Source organism: Phycobacter sedimenti (genome assembly GCF_038148855.1).
GTDB lineage: Bacteria > Pseudomonadota > Alphaproteobacteria > Rhodobacterales > Rhodobacteraceae > Phycobacter > Phycobacter sedimenti.
The window spans coordinates 211,724-225,870 of the sequence record NZ_JBBVGR010000009.1; the positions used below are offsets into that span (position 1 = coordinate 211,724).

Annotated in this window: 16 protein-coding genes and 1 tRNA gene; 7 read left to right on the forward strand and 10 right to left on the reverse strand. The window is 60.9% G+C overall.

Annotated features, from left to right (window positions below; translation table 11 throughout):
* Positions 1–48 precede the first annotated feature (48 nt).
* Complete coding sequence (locus tag AADA15_RS16765) at positions 49–594, forward strand: LOG family protein (protein ID WP_341642708.1); 546 nt, start codon at positions 49–51, stop codon at positions 592–594.
* Positions 595–639: 45 nt separating this feature from the next.
* Here AADA15_RS16765 and AADA15_RS16770 read toward each other — a convergent pair whose 3' ends face one another.
* Entirely contained in the window at positions 640–1,095 is a 456-nt protein-coding gene (locus AADA15_RS16770; protein WP_341642709.1) for a host attachment family protein, read from the reverse strand.
* Positions 1,096–1,240: 145 nt separating this feature from the next.
* The gene (locus tag AADA15_RS16775; protein WP_192966376.1) at positions 1,241–1,840 is read right to left on the reverse strand and encodes a superoxide dismutase; all 600 of its coding nucleotides are present in this window, start codon (positions 1,838–1,840) and stop codon (positions 1,241–1,243) included.
* Between the two features lie 134 nt (positions 1,841–1,974).
* Between AADA15_RS16775 and AADA15_RS16780 the strand changes: the two genes are divergently transcribed.
* Positions 1,975–2,748, forward strand: coding sequence for an FkbM family methyltransferase (locus tag AADA15_RS16780; protein WP_341642710.1), 774 nt, complete (start codon positions 1,975–1,977; stop codon positions 2,746–2,748).
* Positions 2,749–2,891: 143 nt separating this feature from the next.
* The gene (locus AADA15_RS16785; protein ID WP_341642711.1) at positions 2,892–3,329 is read left to right on the forward strand and encodes a nuclear transport factor 2 family protein; all 438 of its coding nucleotides are present in this window, start codon (positions 2,892–2,894) and stop codon (positions 3,327–3,329) included.
* Between the two features lie 63 nt (positions 3,330–3,392).
* Here the strand turns inward: AADA15_RS16785 and AADA15_RS16790 are convergent, their stop codons facing one another.
* The 7 genes from AADA15_RS16790 to AADA15_RS16820 all read right to left on the reverse strand — a co-directional run bounded on the left by AADA15_RS16790 (position 3,393) and on the right by AADA15_RS16820 (position 10,502).
* Positions 3,393–3,851: a hypothetical protein gene (locus tag AADA15_RS16790; RefSeq protein ID WP_341642712.1), complete on the reverse strand. Its 459-nt coding sequence runs from the start codon at positions 3,849–3,851 to the stop codon at positions 3,393–3,395.
* 96 nt (positions 3,852–3,947) lie between these two features.
* Positions 3,948–4,358 (reverse strand): hypothetical protein, encoded by a 411-nt coding sequence (locus tag AADA15_RS16795; RefSeq protein WP_341642713.1) that lies wholly within the window; start codon positions 4,356–4,358, stop codon positions 3,948–3,950.
* Positions 4,359–4,496: 138 nt separating this feature from the next.
* Complete coding sequence (locus AADA15_RS16800; protein WP_341642714.1) at positions 4,497–5,063, reverse strand: sarcosine oxidase subunit gamma; 567 nt, start codon at positions 5,061–5,063, stop codon at positions 4,497–4,499.
* On the reverse strand, positions 5,056–8,085 hold the full coding sequence (locus AADA15_RS16805; RefSeq protein ID WP_341642715.1) for a sarcosine oxidase subunit alpha family protein: 3,030 nt from the start codon (positions 8,083–8,085) through the stop codon (positions 5,056–5,058). Before AADA15_RS16805 ends, AADA15_RS16800 begins: the two co-directional genes overlap by 8 nt.
* Positions 8,086–8,137: 52 nt before the next feature.
* The gene (locus tag AADA15_RS16810; RefSeq protein WP_341642716.1) at positions 8,138–8,467 is read right to left on the reverse strand and encodes a sarcosine oxidase subunit delta; all 330 of its coding nucleotides are present in this window, start codon (positions 8,465–8,467) and stop codon (positions 8,138–8,140) included.
* 483 nt (positions 8,468–8,950) lie between these two features.
* A complete protein-coding gene (locus AADA15_RS16815) occupies positions 8,951–9,142 on the reverse strand; it encodes a hypothetical protein (RefSeq protein ID WP_341642717.1) in 192 nt (63 codons plus the stop codon).
* A gap of 115 nt (positions 9,143–9,257) precedes the next feature.
* Positions 9,258–10,502 carry a sarcosine oxidase subunit beta family protein gene (locus AADA15_RS16820; RefSeq protein ID WP_341642718.1) on the reverse strand — a complete coding sequence of 415 codons (1,245 nt, stop codon included), beginning with the start codon at positions 10,500–10,502 and terminating at the stop codon, positions 9,258–9,260.
* Positions 10,503–10,724: 222 nt separating this feature from the next.
* On the opposite strand from AADA15_RS16820, the gene ccmI reads away from it, so the two are divergent.
* Genes ccmI through AADA15_RS16835 form a run of 3 tightly spaced genes read left to right on the forward strand, consistent with a single transcriptional unit; the run spans position 10,725 to position 12,677 of the window.
* Entirely contained in the window at positions 10,725–11,969 is a 1,245-nt protein-coding gene (gene ccmI / locus AADA15_RS16825) for a c-type cytochrome biogenesis protein CcmI (protein ID WP_341642719.1), read from the forward strand.
* On the forward strand, positions 11,966–12,439 hold the full coding sequence (gene ruvX, locus AADA15_RS16830; protein ID WP_341642720.1) for a Holliday junction resolvase RuvX: 474 nt from the start codon (positions 11,966–11,968) through the stop codon (positions 12,437–12,439). Before ccmI ends, ruvX begins: the two co-directional genes overlap by 4 nt.
* Positions 12,432–12,677 carry a DUF1289 domain-containing protein gene (locus AADA15_RS16835; protein ID WP_341642721.1) on the forward strand — a complete coding sequence of 82 codons (246 nt, stop codon included), beginning with the start codon at positions 12,432–12,434 and terminating at the stop codon, positions 12,675–12,677. The genes ruvX and AADA15_RS16835 overlap by 8 nt, the downstream gene beginning before the upstream one ends.
* A gap of 11 nt (positions 12,678–12,688) precedes the next feature.
* On the opposite strand, the gene dusA is transcribed toward AADA15_RS16835, so the two are convergent.
* Positions 12,689–13,684 (reverse strand): tRNA dihydrouridine(20/20a) synthase DusA, encoded by a 996-nt coding sequence (dusA, locus tag AADA15_RS16840; RefSeq protein WP_341642722.1) that lies wholly within the window; start codon positions 13,682–13,684, stop codon positions 12,689–12,691.
* A gap of 325 nt (positions 13,685–14,009) precedes the next feature.
* Here dusA and AADA15_RS16845 point away from each other — a divergent pair.
* A tRNA-Ser gene (locus tag AADA15_RS16845) sits at positions 14,010–14,099 on the forward strand.
* The last annotated feature ends 48 nt before the right edge of the window (positions 14,100–14,147 follow it).

Sequence of the window (14,147 nt, forward strand, 5' to 3'; positions counted from 1 at the left end):
AAAACAGCATCCCCCTGTCCCCATGATCCCCTCTCGAAAGGCCATCTCATGAGTATAAAATCCGTCTGTGTTTATTGCGGATCCCGATTTGGAGCAATGCCCAGCTATGCCGCAGCCGCAGAGGCGCTTGGAAAGGGACTGGCAGAACACAGTTTTCGCCTTGTTTACGGCGCAGGGGACGTTGGGCTGATGGGAACCGTGGCCCGCGCCGCACAGGCAGCCGGAGGTGAAACATTCGGTGTGATACCGATTCACCTGGAACGGCGCGAGGTCGGCAAGTCCGACCTGACCACCTATGTGGTCACCGAGACCATGCACGAGCGCAAAAAGGTCATGCTCTACAATGCCGATGCGGTGGTCGTTCTGCCCGGCGGACCGGGATCGCTGGACGAATTGTTCGAAGTTTTGACCTGGCGCCAGTTGGGCCTGCACGACAAGCCGATCATCATCGTCAACATTGACGGCTATTGGGACAAGCTGCGCGATCTTCTGGATCACGTAGTCGCCCAGGAATTCGCAGACGCCGAGATACAGACCTATCTGACCTGGGTCACCAGCAGCGACGAGGTCCTGAGCCACCTCACCGCCTCCTGATGCTTTGGGGCGTCTGCGCCAGCCCCGCGGCCCCGCCGGGACCTGTCAGGCGGTTTCCAGGGCCGTCTGTACCGCGTCCGCAATCTGCGTGACCGTGTGATTGGTCAGATCCTTTGGCAGCTCAGCCATCACCAGCTTTGCGGCGGCAGGGCTCAATTCGCCGCGTAGCGCTCCAAGGCTGCTGGGAGGTGCGATCAGAACAAGCGCAGGACAGGCCCCGGCCTGCACCCATTTGTTGACGAGCGCCGCAACGCTTCCGGCAAATGTGTCCTCGTTCGCCTGGTGCCAGTCGGTCGGCTCGACAGCCCCACGGGCCGCGCCGGACGCACCGCTGAAACGCCCTGGCGCACCAGTGCCCTGCTCACTGTTTGCAGGGTTCACCATCTGGTCGGCACGGATCACGTTCAGTGCGGCATCAACGGTGTCGCTCACGTTCTCCAGAAACAGCGCTTTGCGGCCATCGGCCACAATGATCCATAGTCCTTTTGGCAATCTGAGCATTGGCTCTCCTTTCCCTATCCTCATCAGTTAACAGGAGAAGAATGCCTGTCGGCTTTGACACGTGTCAAATAGACACCAAAAAAGACCCGCACCGAGATGGTACGGGTCTTCAGGTTACTGTCGCGATCAAACGGACCGCGTGGGCTTACATGCGCGAAGCGACGTTTTCCCAGTTGACCAGGTTGTCGAGGAAGTTGGTCAGGTAGGCCGGGCGCTTGTTGCGGAAGTCGATGTAGTAGGAGTGCTCCCACACGTCGCAGCCCAGAAGCGCGGTCTGGCCAAAGCACAGGGGGTTCACACCGTTTTCGGTCTTGGTGACCTTGAGGCCGCCATCGGTGTCTTTCACCAGCCAGGCCCAGCCAGAGCCGAACTGACCTGCACCCGCAGCCGAGAACTCTTCCTTGAACTTGTCGACCGAGCCAAAGCTTTCGACCAGTGCTTTTTCCAGCTCACCCGGCATTGCGCTGTCGCCCGGCCCCATCATCTCCCAGAACTGGTTGTGGTTCCACAGCTGCGAGATGTTGTTGAAGATACCGTTCTGGGCGACGGCGGATTTGTCGTAGGTGCCGACGATGATCTCTTCGAGGGTCTTGCCCTCCCACTCGGTGCCGGCGATCAGCTTGTTGCCGTTGTCGACATAGGCTTTGTGGTGCAGGTCGTGGTGGTATTCCAGGGTTTCCGCGGACATGCCCTTGGAAGCCAGCGCGTCATGTGCATAAGGAAGATCGGGAAGTTCAAAAGCCATATCGGACCCCTGTCAATTTTTGTTGCGTTCCTGTGCAGATACATGCGGCGCAGCCCCCGGCAGGTCAAGGGCCAAGACAAGAAATCCGCGCCAAATGCCTGCAAGGCCTATGTGCGCAAATGGGAGAGACCGCGATGATCGCAGAGGCCTGGATCCGTGCACGCAAAGCCTACTATCGGGTACGTGGCTATTATCCGGGCGAATTGAACGGCGTGCCCTTCCGGCTTGATCCCTATCATTCCAAGTTCTGGCGCAAGGCCGCCGCCGGGACATGGGAGCCGGAAACCTTTGCCGTTCTGGATGCGCATCTGGATAAAGATCACGATTACCTCGACATCGGCGCCTGGATCGGCCCCACGGTTCTATACGGCGCCCACAAGGCGCGACGGGTGATGTGTTTCGAACCCGACCCGACCGCCTTTCGCCATCTCGCCTGGAACCTTGAGCTGAACCGCATCGACAATGTCTCTGCCTTTTCGGTGGCGATCAGCGATAGCTTCGGCCTGGCGCGCATGGCCTCTTTCGGTGGAGAGGCAGGCGACAGCATGTCGAGCCTCCTCCATGACGGGGCGCATGGCTCGGACGTGATGACCATCGGCTGGCAGGATTTTGCAGCCCAGGCCGATCTGTCACGGGTGTCACTGGTCAAGCTCGACATCGAAGGCGCAGAATTCGACGTGCTGCCCCAGATGATCCCCTGGCTAAAGGAACAGCGCCCGGCGCTGTACCTTTCCACCCACGCGCCGTTTCTGCCCGAGGAGACCCGCAAGGCCCGAATGGCAAAGCTGGCGAAGCTGTTGTCCTTTTATGAGCAATGCCGCCCCGACAACGGGGAGACTGCAGGCTTTGAAACCCTCACCAGCCCCCGCGCCCTGACGCAGTTCCCGACCTTCCTGTTCACAGCTTGATATGGCCTAGCAGTGACACTGCGTGACACCCGTTTACGCCGGGGAAACTGGCTCACCTCGAAACATGTTGAAACGGCGAGGAGCACGCAGCATGATGCGGCCTCAGAACCGTTTGTTGGGGTGATCTTGGTTAAAGGGTGAAGATGCAGAAACTTGCGTTTATGAGAGAGTTTTTTGACGAAGTCTGGGAGAAAGGCAACTTTACTTTCGCTGAAAAGCGTCTTCTCGACGAATTCAAAATGGAGGCCATGGGAGAAGATATCGTCTTTCCAAGAAAAGACTTTCCCGATCTGGTGGCAGGCTTCCGGCGTTTGACCGGTCCCCCTACCATCACCTTTCTCGACCACGTGGAAAACAACGACTGGATCACGATACGGTTTCAAATGACATCTGATGGGCCGGATGGCGCGACCCCCGTCAAGGTGTCCGGCATGATGATGACCCGGATCGAGGGGGAGCGGATCGCAGAAAACTATACCCAGTTCGAGTATCTATTACTCTTCGAACAACTGGGCATGCTTCCTCCCGACTCCCTGGCGGCCTTGATGTCTGGTAGCAGGCTGGACTGGTCGCCCGCCTGACCAGCTTTCATAACGGCGGCTTGCCCCAGATCCCGAACGAAGGGGCCAAACAGAATTCCCGGATCACTTGCAGATCAGAGTCCCCGGTCCATCGCGATGCCCGCCAGAGGGAACCGCAGCCCGAAAGGTACCGGTCTTCTCGTCGACATCGAATGTGACAGAATAGCCAATGTACACATAAAACGACTCCGTAGTTGGCCGTTCCACCCGCCATTTGAAACGCAGCGTGCCATCCTTCTTTCGCTTCATCTTCAGATGATACGGCCCGTCGCCCTCCAGTTCAGAATGAGAATCACTTACCACGACCGTCATATCGCTTTCGTTCAGGGAAAAGCGAACTTCCCTCGGAGTCCAACCTCCGGTCCGGCGTGCCGTGATCTGGCAGTCGTAGTCATAGCTGGCCTTTGTCTCGGCCTTCGCGGGCATTGGCAGCGAAGTGAGCGATGTTGCCAGTATCGCAACCGTTAGGCCAACCGACGAAAAGCCCCGTTTTTTCAAAGGCAAGACTGATTTCATGTGCATGTTTTCTCTCTTGTCATAGTGGCTCAGGAACCGGCTTTGATCGCGAGCGTTCCTGCGCCTGTGGCGCGCGTCAGTTCAATTTCCTGACTGCAACGATCATTTGATCCGATTGCAGGTACCCGTTCCGCGCCTGTCCTCATCGTCGCTGTGAAGGTTCATCTGCATATTTGCATTGCTCCTGGCAGTATCCAGGCGCACGGAATACGTCGCGCTGTCCGTCGTGTTTCCACGCAAGGGAAGCCCTTTCAACGTCCATTTCAACCTGTATTTCTGAGCGCGCAACTCTTCCAATTCCGCAGGGATCGGGGCTTTGGCGACTTTATGGATTATTCCATCATACACCATGGCCGTGCCCGCAGGGGCATCCACGACAAATATGGACTTCGGCGGAATGCCTCCATAGGTCGTGTAAGTTTTGAAATCGCATTCATAGGCCACAGGTTCACTTGCTGCGGCCATGGGAAGCGCAGTCAGCGCCAGAGCAGCGGCCAGAACTACTTTGGTCATTCGAAAATCGTGCCTTCCAATTCCAGTACTCATCCCAGAGCCAAGGTTAAACCACTTGAACAAATGAAAAAAGAACGCGCCCCGGATCGGGGCACGTTATCTCGCAACAGGCAGCACTACAACCCCTGAGGTCTGAAATCAGTAGACGCCAACCTTTGATTGAGGGTGCGCTGATGTCTTCAACAGGTTGAACACATATTGCGCGACCGAGCGGAAGCAGACGATGTGGAATGTCTCTTCCTCGTCCAGCCAGAAGGCTGCGGCGACCTGGGCCATGCGGGTGCGGCGGAAATCACCGGGTGTAAAGGCGGCCGGATCAAAATCCACCGGACAGACCTTGCCCAGAACCTCGCGCGCGCCTGCGCCCGACAGGATGAACAGCGCCCGCGCATCCGAGACGTTGACCGCCAGCGCGTGTTCGCCCGACAGGGCCTCTTCCAGAGTGGCCGTCTTTTCCGCGACCTCGGCATAAGGCACCAGCAGCAACAACTCATCCGGCGACATCCAGGCCACAGCGCCGGTATCCGAAACGGCGATGCGACGCGTCTCTGGCACCGCAGCACCAGTCGCAGCCTTCACGGCCTTTTGCAAACTCTTGGACGAAAGATCGCCGCGCAGGGTGATCATGCCCTTCAGCCCGGCTTCCTCGATGGTGGCAAGCCCCGCATAGCGGGCGCCTGCGAGGGCACTGACCAGATCAGACATTCTGCTTCTCCCCTTCCTTGTCGTAGAAGACCGGATCGACGATCTTGGCCTTGAAAATGGTGCCATCGGTGCCGGGGAACTCGATCACCTCTCCCATGCGTTTGGGGCCGTGTTTCACGAGGCCCATGGCGATCCCCTTGCCCAGGGTCGGCGAATGATAGGTCGAGGTCACCCGGCCAATCGTGTTCTTCTGCCCATTGGCGTTGACGCCACTGCCAACCGCATAGGCCCCATCAGGCAAGACCGATCCATCCAGTGTTTCGAGGCCCACCAGCTGCCAGCGGTCCGGGTCGACCATATGGCTGCGCTGTTGGGCGCGTTTGCCGATGAAGTCTTCCTTCTTCTTGGAGATCGCCCAGTTCAGCCCCAGATCCTGCGGGATGACGGTGCCGTCGGTCTCATCCCCGATCATGATGAAACCCTTTTCGGCGCGCATCACATGGAGGCATTCCGTGCCATAGGGCATGACGCCGAACTCCTCACCCGCCGCCATCAGCGCATCCCAAAAGGCCTGACCCTGCGAGGCCGGAACCGCGATCTCATAGGACAGCTCGCCCGAGAAGGAGATCCGGTAGGCGCGGCATTTGAAGCCGCCAATCTCTCCATCACGCCACTCCATGAAGGGCAGCGCCTCTTTCGAGACATCCATGCCGCCGCCCGCCTCAGCGTTCAGCTTTTCCAGCAGCATGCGGGCCTTGGGGCCAACCACGGCGACCTGCGCCAGTTGCTCGGTCACGTTGGCGACATAGACCTTCCAGTCCCACCATTCGGTCTGCAGCCACTCCTCCATATGGGCGTGGATACGATCCGCGCCGCCGGTGGTGGTGTGGCACAGCCAGGTGTCCTCGTCGATGCGGGCAACCACGCCATCGTCGGACAAAAAGCCATTTTCCGAGCACATCAAACCATAGCGGCATTTGCCCACTTTCAGCGTCGACATCATGTTGGTGTACATCATGTCGAGGAAGCGCCCTGCATCCGGCCCTTTGACGATTAGCTTGCCCAGAGTGGAGGCATCCAAGAGCCCCACATTCTGACGAGTGTTCAGGATCTCGCGGCTCACCGCCTCCTTCACGCTTTCGCCTGCACGGACAAAGGCATAGGGGCGACGCCAGTGGCCCACCGGCTCCCAGTCGGCGCCATTGGCATCGTGCCAGTCATGCATCGGCGTCTTGCGCAGCGGCTGGAAGATCTCGCCCCGCGCCTCACCGCCAATCGCGCCCATGGAGATGGGATGATACGGCGGGCGGAAGGTGGTGGTGCCCACCTGCGGAATTTCCGAACCGAGGCTGTCGGCAAGCACCGCAAGACCGTTGATATTGCTGAGTTTCCCCTGATCGGTTGCCATGCCCAGCGTGGTATAGCGTTTGGTATGCTCGACACTTTCAAAGCCTTCACGGGCGGCAAGCTGCACGTCCGAGACCTTTACGTCATTCTGGAAATCAAGCCAGGCCTTCATGCGCAGGTCGATCTCGGCGCGGGCGGGCATCAGCCAGACCGGCTGCATCGGGGCTTCGTCCTGAGCGCTTCCGTTTGCAGGCTTGGCGTCGGCCTTGAACCCGGCCGCCTCGGCGGCCTTGGCGCCGGCCTCTGCCGCATTTGCCAGCACATGCCCCAACTCCAGCGGACCATCGGCTGCCCCTGCCGCCACGACAAATCCTGCCCCATCGGCGCCCAGCGGCGGGCGCGCGGGATCGGGGCGGAAATGGGCCTGGGCGTCATCCCAGATCAGCTTGCCGCCGCAATGGGACCACAGGTGCACCACCGGCGACCAGCCGCCGGACATGGCGACCGCATCGGCCTCCACCTCTTCCTGGGCGCCGCCCTGACCGTTCTGGGCGCAGATTGCAACCTTGGTGACGCATTTGCCGTCCTTGACCTTGGCGATGCCACGGCCACATTCGACACGGATACCAAGGCTGCGCACCTCATCCATCAGGGCGCCGCCGCCGGTCTCACGCGTATCCAGCACCCGCACAACTTCAATTCCTGCGCCGTGCAGCGCCAGCGCGGTGCGGTAAGCATCATCGTTGTTGGTTGCGACAACCACGCGTTTGCCCGGTGTCGCACCCCAGTTCACCACATAGTCACGCATGGCCGAGGCCAGCATGACGCCTGGAACATCGTTCCCGGCAAAGGACAGGGGCCGTTCAATCGCGCCGGTGGCGGTCACGATCTGTTTGGCGCGGATCCGCCACAGGCGGTGGCGCGGGCCGCCCTGACCCGGAACATGGTCCGTCAGCCGCTCATAACCCAGCGCATAGCCGTGATCGTAGACGCCCGCACCCATGCAGCGGTTGCGCAGGGTCACGTTCTCCATCGCCGACAGCTCCGCCAAGGTCTGCTCGACCCAGGCCTCCGGGTAGTCGCCGTCGATCTTGCCACCATCAACCGGCGCACGTCCGCCCCAATGGGCGTTCTGCTCCAGCACCAGCACCTTGGCACCGGATTTCGCCGCCGTCAGCGCCGCCTGAAGACCGGCCACACCGCCGCCGACCACCAGAACATCGCAGAAGAAATAGAAATGCTCGTAAGTGTCGGCATCCTTCAACTCGCGGTCCGGCGCCTGACCAAGGCCGGCCGATTTGCGGATGATCGGCTCGTAGACGTGTTTCCAGAAGGGGCGCGGATGGATGAACATCTTGTAGTAGAAACCAGCCGGCAGGAAACGTGCCAGTTTGTTGTTCACCACGCCCACGTCGAACTCGAGGCTGGGCCAGTGGTTCTGCGACTGGGCGCTGAGGCCCGCGAACAGCTCGGTCGTGGTGGCGCGTTGGTTGGGTTCAAACCGGTCGCCGGTGCCAAGACCGACGAGGGCGTTCGGCTCTTCCGCGCCCGAGGCCACCAGCCCGCGCGGGCGGTGATACTTGAACGAGCGCCCCACCAGAAGCTGATCATTGGCCAAAAGGGCCGAGGCCAGCGTATCCCCGGCATAGCCCGTCATGCGCGTGCCGTTGAAGGTGAACTCGATGGGTTTGGAGCGGTCGATCAGGCGCCCCTGATTGGCAAGACGGGTGCTCATGCTGCGGACCTTTTGCAAAAGACGGCGACAGATGGGGTTGGGCGGCGGGCGATCATTCGAACTCCCTCCAGCTCCAGCCGGGGCGTTTGGCGGTGATCGCATCGCGGATCTCCTGCGGCGGCGTCGAGGTCTGCGCCGTGTAGGTGCCGAATACCTCAAGCGTCGTGGTGCAGCGGGCCGCATGGAACCACTTGCCGCAGCCGTTCACATGCCGCCAGCGTTCGAAATGCACGCCCTTGGGGTTTTCCCGCATGAAGAGATAGTCGTGGAACTCATCGTCATTGGAGCCAGGACCAAAGCGTTTCAGATGCGCCTCGCCACCGGCGTGAAGTTCGGTTTCCTCGGCTTTGACACCGCAATAGGGGCATTCAAGGATTAGCATCGGCAGAGCCTCCAGCTTGTATTGTCAACGCGGGCACCCATATCAAATCCATGTTTCGCTGGATCATTTTGGCCTTTGCCGCAGTCTTTTTGTTTTTTGCCTTTCTCCACTGGCGCCGCGATGAGCGGGACAATCCCCAGCGCCGGTTCAAAGGCCCCGCCTTTGTCAGATACGCAAAGCATGCTGCCTGCCTTTTGGCGGATGCAGCTGTGGGGGGACGTTAACAAGCCGAGCTTTGCAACAGGCCTCAAATGCAATGCACCCAGTTTTTCTGCGCCCGAACCCGACACAAGTGCTGAACGCAGCCTACACGAAGCGCCGTCGCGCGTAGTAGTTCTGGACCGAGAAGATAGAGCATCAAGGGAAAAGCCCCTTTTATCAGCGCCATAGAAACCGGGCGCTGCCGCGTCATTCACGCTCCGGGGCAAGGGCGTGACGCAAGGACGGGACACGCCACCCCGAAGGGCGGCGCGCCCCAGTGGATCATTTGCCTTCGATCTCGCCTTCGATTTTTCCACCGCCCGGCAGCTGGATGCTGATGTCTGGCTCGTCGACCGGGTTTTCACCGCCCATGACGAACCACCCCAGAACAGCGAGCGCCACAACGACACCGCCAAGGATAAAGGCCAGTGCGCCATTGCCGGCCTTGGACGAAGTGTGCGTTTGGTCAGACATGTTTGCCTCCTGCGAAAAGTTGCGTTCAGGGGTATAACGCCCGAACGCGCGCAGAAGTTCCCTGCCGCATGTGCAGCCGACGAAAAAACTTCAGACAGAGGCAGCGATGTCTGCATCAATGCGCCACCCCCGCAGCGACGCTCTCGTCGATGAACTTGCCTTCCTTGAAACGCATCATGGAGAACTCTTCGGCCAGCGGCGAATGGCCTGTGGCCATCAGCTCTGCCATGGCCCAGCCGGATCCCGGAATGGCCTTGAAACCGCCGGTGCCCCAGCCTGCGTTTACGAAACAGTTCTGCACCGGGGTTTTTGAGATGATGGGAGAGCGATCCCCGGTCACATCCACGATCCCGCCCCACTGGCGCAGCATCTTGAGGCGCGAGACCATCGGGAAGGTTTCGATCAGGGCGCGGACGGTTTCCTCGATATGGTGGAAAGATCCGCGCTGGGTGTAGTTGTTATAGCCATCCGTGCCGCCACCGATGACCATCTCGCCCTTGTCGGACTGGCTCATGTAGCCGTGCACGGTGTTGGCCATGACGACCACATCCATGCAGGGTTTGATCGGCTCGGAAACCAGCGCCTGCAGGGCGACGCTTTCCACCGGCAGGCGGAAACCGGCCATTTGCGACAGGTGCGAACAGTTGCCCGCAACCACCATGCCCAGCTTGTCGCAATCAATCGCGCCCTTCGTGGTGTCGACGCCGATGACGCGGCCGCCTTCGCTGCGCACGCCGGTGACCTCGCATTGCTGGATGATGTCCATCCCCATCGCCGAACAGGCCCGCGCATAGCCCCAAGCCACAGCATCGTGACGGGCGGTGCCGCCACGCTCCTGCCAGAGACCGCCCAAGACCGGATAGCGGGGACCGGCCAGGTTGATGATCGGCACCAGCTCCTTGACGCGGGCGGGTTCGATCCATTCGGTCGACACCCCTTGCAGGGCATTGGCATGGGCGGTGCGCTTGTAGCCGCGCACCTCGTGTTCGGTCTGCGCCAGCATGATGACACCGCGCGGGGAGAACATCACGTTGTAGTTCAGATCCTGGCTCATGTCCTCATAGAGGGACCGCGCCTTTTCATAGATCGCCGCCGACGGATCCTGCAGGTAGTTCGACCGGATAATGGTGGTGTTGCGCCCGGTGTTGCCGCCGCCCAGCCAGCCCTTTTCCAGCACCGCCACATTGGTGATACCGAAATTCTTGCCAAGGTAATAGGCCGTCGCAAGGCCGTGGCCGCCCGCACCGACGATGATCACGTCATACTGGCGTTTCGGCGCCGGGTTGCGCCAGGCGCGTTCCCATCCGGTGTGATAGCGCAGGGCCTCCCGCGCGACAGCAAAGGCTGAATAGCGTTTCATGAGCGAATCCAATGGTTCGTGTCTATTCTCGGGTATGCCCGAGAGACGGCGCCTGCCCGTGCCGTTTATCGTCGCATTTCTGTATAGATGCGACATCGCCGGATTTGGGCAATCCCCCGCTTTGCCGCAGAGAACATCCACCCCCAGACAGGGTGACGCAGCAGATAGGTCTTTTTTCCGCGCCTGCGGAGATATAGATGGGGATCAAACATCGGAGTGAGCATGGTTTTCTGGATCCTGACCGCCTTTATGGCCCTGGCCGTTGCCGGATTGATGGCATTGGTGCTGCTGCGCAGCCGTGACATGGGGGAGCCTCCGGCTGCCTATGATCTGCGCGTCTACCGCCAGCAATTGCGCGACGTGGACAAGGATCTGGCGCGCGGCGTCATCAACGAGGCGGATGCCGGGCGCATCCGCACCGAAGTCTCGCGCCGCATTCTGGCCGCCGATGCCCAGTTGCAACAGGACGGCGGCGGCGCAAACCAGCCCAGCGGCCTGTCCAAGGGCGCAGCCCTTGTCCTCGTTCTGGCCATATGTGGCGGCACCCTCGGGATCTACTCTGCCCTGGGCGCCCCAGGGTACGGTGATCTGGCGCTGAAAACCCGCATCGCCCTGGCCGAAGAACGCGCCCAGAACCGCCCGACGCAGGCCGAAGCCGAAGAACAGATTCCGCCTTTCCCGGCGCCGGATGTCGAAAACAGCTATCGTCAGCTGGTCGAGCAACTCCGCCAGACCGCAGCCAAACGCCCGAACGATGCACAGGGTCAGGCGCTCCTGGCGCAACACGAAGCGAACCTTGGCAACTTCACCGCCGCCTACAAGGCGAAAGAACGCTATATCGAAATCATGTCCGGCGATGTGGAGGCGAGCGATTTTGGCGAGATGGCCGAGCTGATGATCATGGCGACCGGCGGCTATGTGTCGCCTGAGGCGCAAAGAGTACTGACCATGGCCCTGCGCCGCGACCCCGAAAACGGGGCGGCACGCTATTACTACGGCCTGATGATGTCCCAGGTCGGACGTCCCGACCGCGCCTATCAGATCTGGGCCGAAACCCTGCGCGACAGTGCTCCGGGCGATCCCTGGGTCGAAGGAATCCAAAGCCAGATCGAAGAGATGGCCTTCCGCGCCGGCGTCGAATATCAGCCGATCACGCCTCGCGGCACGCCCCCCTTTGCGGGCGCCCTGCCCGGCCCCGATGCCGCAGACGTAGAGAACGCGGCCGAGATGAGCGAGGAAGAGCGCAACGAGATGGTCCGGGGCATGGTTGCCCGCCTCTCCGACCGCCTCGCCACCGAAGGCGGCACGGTTCAGGAATGGGCGCGTCTGATCGGGGCTCTCGGCGTTCTTGGAGATACCGAGCAGGCCCACGCCATCTACAGCGAAGCCATGCAGACCTTTGCCGGGGATGATGCGGCTCTCGCTCAGATCACCGCCGCAGCGACCCAGGCCGGGGTGGCGGAATGATCTGCGAAACCTTCGAAGACTTCGCAGCCGCCCTGCCCGGCTTTACGGCCTTGATAGGGTTGGATCTTGGCGACAAGACCATCGGCGTTGCGGTCTCGGACCGGATCGGCGCCGTGGCGACACCGCTGGAAACCGTGCGGCGCAAGAAATTTACCCTCGACAGCGCCCGACTGCTCGAGATCATAAAAGAGCGCGACGTGGGCGGCATCCTGCTGGGCCTGCCGCGCAACATGGACGGCACCGAAGGCCCGCGCTGCCAGTCCACCCGCGCCTTTGCCCGCAACCTTGCGCGGCTGACAGATCTGCCAATCGGGTTCTGGGATGAACGGCTCAGCACGGTTGCCGCCGAAAAAGCACTGCTGGAGGCGGATACGTCCCGCAAACGCCGCTCCGAGGTGATCGATCACGTGGCGGCGTCCTATATCCTTCAGGGGGCACTGGACCGGATGAGGCATCTGAAAAATGGCTGACAAGAACACAGACAAGATCTGGAAGCGGGACGAAATCCAGTCCCCCTGCATCAAGATTTGTGTGGTCCACCCCGAAGCACGCATCTGCACCGGCTGCTACCGGTCCATCGACGAGATCACCCGCTGGTCCAAGATGTCCAACGACGAACGCGCCATGGTGATGGACGAACTGCCGGGGCGCGAAGCCTCTCTCAAGAAACGTCGCGGTGGCCGCGCCGCGCGGGTGCAGCGTAGCTAAAGGCGCCCGCGTCAGGCTGCTACGCTGCCCGTCACCGGCTCCAGCGCCTCGAGCACCAGATCTGTTCCAGCACCCGCGCGATTTGCCCCTTCCGACAGGATGCGACGCCAGGCCCGCGCACCGGGCCGCCCCGCGAACAGCCCCAGCATGTGCCGCGTGATCTGGTGCAGACGCGCGCCCTCCGACAGGTGCCGTTCGATATAGGGCAGCATCTGATGGACGACCTCAACGGCATCGCGCGCCGCGCCAGCACCAAAGATCACCGGATCCGCTTCTGCCAGAATATCGGTCGGCTGATGATAGGCCGCACGCCCGATCATCACGCCATCCAGCCCGCCGTCGAGGTGTTCCTTTGCGGCTTCAAGCGAGGCAATTCCGCCATTGATCGAGATATGCAGGTCCGGGAACTCAGCCTTCATCCGGTGAACCAGATCATAGTCGAGCGGTGGAATATCGCGGTTCTCCTTGGGCGACAGGCCCTGCAGCCAGGCTTTGCGGGCATGTATCGTCACACGCTGGCAGCCGGCCGCGCGGATCTTTTCGAGGAAGTCCGGAAGCACGTCTTCCGGCTGTTGATCGTCGACACCGATCCGGCATTTGACGGTGACCTCAACATCGACCGCCTCGCTCATGGCGGCCACACAATCGGCCACCAGATCCGGCGTTTTCATCAGCACCGCGCCAAAAGCGCCCGATTGTACCCGGTCACTGGGGCAGCCACAGTTGAGGTTGATCTCATCATAGCCCGCCGCGGCCCCAAGCCGCGCCGCCTCTGCCAGTTCTTGCGGCTCAGATCCCCCAAGCTGCAGGGCCACGGGGTGTTCTTCGGGGCTGTAATCCAGCAAATGAAGCGCGCCGCCGCGCACCAAGGCCGGAGCCGTCACCATTTCCGTATAGAGCAGCGTCTGCGTGCTCAGCAGCCGATGCAGATAGCGACAATGGCGATCGGTCCAGTCCATCATGGGGGCAACGGACAGGCGCGCTGCGGCTTTTGCATCAACTGTCACGGCGGTGTCTCCATTCATTTCATCGGGGCGGCGTAGATGCCCCTCTACAGGTAGCCGGGGATCACGGCAACGATCCGAGAGGACGAATCAAACAGGAAAGGTACCTAGCACATCCGAATGAGGCGGACAGCGCGCGTTCCTGTCTCGCGCCCTTACCGCCCCGGCTTCCGGCCATTTAAAGCGCCAGAGAGCTCTGCAAGACAGGGCTTTCAACTCCGACAAACGGGCGCTCTGCCGACTGTCTTTTCAGAGGCAAAAAGACTGAAATTTTTTGCCCTTTAGGCCCTTGCAATTTCTTCCTCGATCCGTCACATATCCGCCTCACGGAGAGGTGGCCGAGTGGTCGAAGGCGCACGCCTGGAAAGTGTGTAGGCGGGAAACCGTCTCCAGGGTTCGAATCCCTGTCTCTCCGCCACTACCCCCATCCAAGTACATGAATCTATACGCAAATACGGGATTGAGG